The sequence below is a fragment of the Steroidobacter sp. genome (genome assembly GCF_016790065.1).
GTDB lineage: Bacteria > Pseudomonadota > Gammaproteobacteria > Steroidobacterales > Steroidobacteraceae > Steroidobacter.
The window spans coordinates 1-4,067 of record NZ_JAEUPY010000322.1 but is presented as its reverse complement, the minus strand read 5'-3'; the positions used below and the strand labels follow the sequence as shown (position 1 = coordinate 4,067).

General features: G+C 60.2%; 3 protein-coding genes. All 3 read left to right on the top strand.

What is annotated here, in order from left to right; translation table 11 throughout:
- Window positions 1–66: 66 nt before the first annotated feature.
- A complete protein-coding gene (clpP, locus tag JNL55_RS13415) occupies window positions 67–699 on the top strand; it encodes an ATP-dependent Clp endopeptidase proteolytic subunit ClpP (RefSeq protein ID WP_415923071.1) in 633 nt (210 codons plus the stop codon).
- Window positions 700–953: 254 nt separating this feature from the next.
- Window positions 954–2,270, top strand: a complete 1,317-nt coding sequence (gene clpX, locus JNL55_RS13410) for an ATP-dependent Clp protease ATP-binding subunit ClpX (RefSeq protein WP_293853725.1) — start codon at window positions 954–956, stop codon at window positions 2,268–2,270.
- A gap of 261 nt (window positions 2,271–2,531) precedes the next feature.
- Window positions 2,532–4,067, top strand: a 1,536-nt coding sequence (gene lon / locus JNL55_RS13405) for an endopeptidase La (RefSeq protein WP_293853723.1), incomplete at its 3' end; no start/stop codon positions are given.

Below are 4,067 nucleotides of genomic sequence, written 5' to 3'. Positions count from 1 at the left end.
TTCTAAACTAGCCCCAACACACGCTCTCAACGCCTTCCCAACTTCAACGAAAGTCAGCAACCATAGATGGCCACCATGAACCTTGTCCCGATGGTCGTCGAGCAGACCGCTCGCGGCGAACGTGCTTATGACATCTACTCGCGGCTGCTGAAAGAGCGCGTGATTTTCATCGTCGGTCCGATCGAGGACCACATGGCCAACCTGGTGGTGGCGCAGCTGCTGTTCCTGGAATCGGAAAATCCGGACAAGGACATTTCGCTGTACATCAATTCCCCAGGCGGTTCGGTCAGCGCCGGCCTGTCGATTTACGACACCATGCAGTTCATCAAGGCGGACGTGAGCACCATGTGCGTGGGCCAGGCGGCTAGCATGGGCGCCGTGCTGCTGGCAGGTGGCACCAAGGGCAAGCGCTACAGCCTGCCGCATTCCCGGGTGATGATTCACCAGCCGCTGGCCGGCTTCCAGGGCCAGGCCTCGGACATCGACATCCACGCCCGCGAGGTGCTGGAGACCCGCGAGCGCCTGAACCGGATTCTGTCCAAGCACACCGGCCAGACGGTCGAGCGGATCAGTAAGGACACCGACCGCGACAATTTCATGGGCGGTGAGGCGGCGGTCAGCTACGGTTTGATCGACCGGGTCATGGAACGGCGAGGCGAGCCGGCGCTGGCAGTGGCTGCCGCTGCGGGCGGCCGCTGAGCCATTGAAGGTAACCGACCTAGGCCGCATTAAGCCTTGAGGCCGTTAGGGTTTTCCCCGTGTTACACAACAGGGGGAAGGCGCCGAAAAGGCCGGAATGGGCGTCTTTGCAGCCTGATGGCAGCGCGTGCTATATAGCCCGGACGCAATAGTGTCGCGACTGTGACGCGATTTCGTAACACGCTGGGGCGCCTCCAGGGACTGTGGAGGGGATTTAGAAGTGATTGATTCGCCTTAGCTTTCGAGGGTAATGCATGTCCGACGATTCACGCGGCAAACACGACGACGGCAAGCTTCTGTACTGCTCGTTCTGCGGCAAGAGCCAACACGAAGTACGCAAGCTCATTGCCGGCCCGTCGGTGTTCGTCTGCGACGAGTGCGTGGAGCTCTGTAACGACATCATTCGTGAAGAGCTCGAAGAGCGCGCCGAGCGCACGCGCGACAAATTGCCGCGCCCCCATGAGATCAAGAAAGTCCTCGACGAGTATGTGATTGGTCAGCCGCGCGCCAAGAAGGTGTTGTCGGTGGCCGTTTACAACCACTACAAGCGCTTGCAGACCAAGACCTCCGAAGCGCGCGCCAAGGACGAAGTCGAGCTCGCCAAGAGCAACATCCTGCTGATCGGCCCCACCGGCTGCGGCAAGACGCTGCTGGCCGAGACGCTGGCTCGCTTGCTCAACGTGCCGTTCACCATCGCCGATGCCACCACGCTGACCGAAGCGGGCTACGTGGGTGAGGACGTCGAGAACATCATTCAGAAGCTGCTGCAGAAGTGCGACTACGACGTCGAGAAGGCGCAGACCGGTATCGTCTACATCGACGAAATCGACAAGATCTCGCGCAAGTCCGATAACCCGTCGATCACACGCGACGTGTCGGGTGAGGGCGTGCAGCAGGCGTTGCTCAAGCTCATCGAAGGCACCATTGCCTCGGTGCCGCCGCAGGGCGGACGCAAACATCCCCAGCAGGAATTCCTGCAGGTGGACACGACCAATATCCTCTTCATCTGCGGCGGCGCCTTCGCCGGCCTGGAGAAGATCATTCTGAACCGCACGCAGAAGGGCGGCATCGGCTTCACCGCCGAAGTGCGTCAGACCAGCGAGCGTCCGCACGGCTCCGACGTGTTCCACGATGTGGAGCCCGAGGATCTGATCAAGTTCGGCTTGATTCCGGAATTCGTCGGTCGTCTGCCGGTCGTGGCGACGCTCGATGAGCTGGATGAAGCGGCACTGGTCTCCATCCTGCTCGAGCCCAAGAACGCGCTCAGCAAGCAGTATCGCAAGCTGTTCGACATGGAAGGCGTGGAGCTGGAGTTCCGCACCGATGCGTTGAAGGCCGTCGCCAAGAAGGCCATGCAGCGTAAGACCGGTGCGCGCGGTTTGCGCACCATCCTGGAGAATGTGTTGCTCGAAACCATGTATGAATTGCCGTCGTTGCGCAACGTGCAGAAAGTTGTGGTCGACGAGCAGGTCATTCTGGGCGAGAGCAAGCCGTATGTGCTGTACGGTAACGCCGACGACGGTCGACTTGCGGCTGTCGAAGAGCGCCGGCCCACCGGCAGCGATCACTGATAAAGAACTTCGATGTGCTCACCTCTTCGCTGTTGAGGGGGTGAGCTTCCTACCGGGCGCACTTTCCCAAAAGGAATAGGCGCAACCCTGTAAATCGCATTCGCTGCGACACGCATTTTCCTGCACATCGGAAAACCCGTTAGCTTTTGCGTGGCACAGAACTAGCAGGGCCGCGTTGCTTCCGGTATTTTCGAACCGAACCAGATTTTTTTCCGCGGCGTCGGTAGATCGTTGCCGGCGCATCACCACAAGGTAACGCGCGTGAGTACCGATACACCCGAAGCTGCCGAATCCGACAAGACTCCGCCGGCGGCGCTGCCCGTCCTGCCCCTGCGAGACGTCGTCGTCTATCCGCACATGGTCATCCCGCTGTTCGTCGGCCGGGAGAAATCCATTCTGGCGCTCGATCAAGCCATGCGTGCCGGCAAGCAAATTTTGCTGGTCGCGCAGAAGCAGGCCGACGTCGACGATCCTGCCGCCCAAGATCTGTATCGCCTCGGTACGGTCGCGACCATTCTGCAGTTGTTGAAACTGCCCGATGGCACGGTGAAGGTGCTGGTGGAAGGCGCCGAGCGCGCCAAGATCGAGAAGCTGGTCGCAGGCGCGTATTTCTCCGCCGACATCAGCCCGTTCAAAGACATCGAACAGTACGACGAGCGCGAGATGGATGTGCTCGCCCGGTCGGTGACTTCGCAATTCGAGCAGTATGTGAAGCTCAATCGCAAGGTGCCGCCGGAAGTGCTCACCGCGCTCGCGGGCATCGAACAGCCGGGCCGCCTGGCGGACAACGTCGCTGCGCACATGTCGCTGAAGCTCGACGCCAAGCAGAAGGTCCTGGAGATCCAGGACGTGCGCAAACGGCTCGAGCACATTCTGGCGCTGATCGAAGGCGAGATGGATGTGCTGCAGATCGAGAAGCGCATCCGCGGCCGCGTCAAGCAGCAGATGGAGAAGAGCCAGCGCGAGTACTACCTGAATGAGCAAATGAAGGCCATTCAGAAGGAGCTGGGCGAAATCGAAGATGCGCCGAACGAGCTCGCCGAGCTCGAGCAGCGCATCCAGAAGGCCGGCATGCCCAAGGAAGCGCGCGACAAGGCGATGAGCGAGCTCAACAAGCTCAAGCTCATGTCGCCCATGTCCGCCGAAGCCACCGTGGTGCGCAACTACGTGGACTGGCTGGTAAAGGCGCCTTGGAAAAAGAAGACCAAGGTCCACAACGACATCAACCTGGCCGAGAAAGTGCTCGATGAAGATCACTACGGCCTGGAGAAGGTGAAGGAACGCATCGTCGAGTACCTCGCCGTCCAGCAGCGCGTGAAGACGCTCAAGGGTCCGATCCTGTGTCTGGTCGGTCCGCCGGGCGTGGGTAAGACGTCGCTCGGTCAGTCGATCGCGCGTTCCACCAATCGCAAGTTCGTGCGCATGTCCCTCGGTGGCGTGCGCGATGAAGCCGAGATTCGCGGTCACCGCCGCACGTACATCGGTTCCATGCCCGGCAAGATCATCCAGAACATGGTCAAGACAGGCGTGCACAATCCGCTGTTCCTGCTGGATGAGATCGACAAGATGGCCATGGACTTCCGTGGCGATCCGTCCTCGGCGTTGCTCGAAGTGCTCGATCCGGAACAGAACTCGACTTTCGCCGACCATTATTTGGAAGTGGACTTCGATCTGTCCGAAGTGATGTTCGTGTGTACCGCCAACAGCTTGAACATTCCGGCGCCGTTGCTGGATCGTATGGAAGTGATTCGGCTGCCCGGTTACACCGAAGATGAGAAATCCGCGATCGCGCAGCGC

Coding starts and splice junctions, on each gene's coding strand:
- clpP (WP_415923071.1), top strand. CDS start 67: ATGGCCACCATGAACCTTGTCCCGATGGTCGTCGAGCAGACCGCTCGC.
- clpX (WP_293853725.1), top strand. CDS start 954: ATGTCCGACGATTCACGCGGCAAACACGACGACGGCAAGCTTCTGTAC.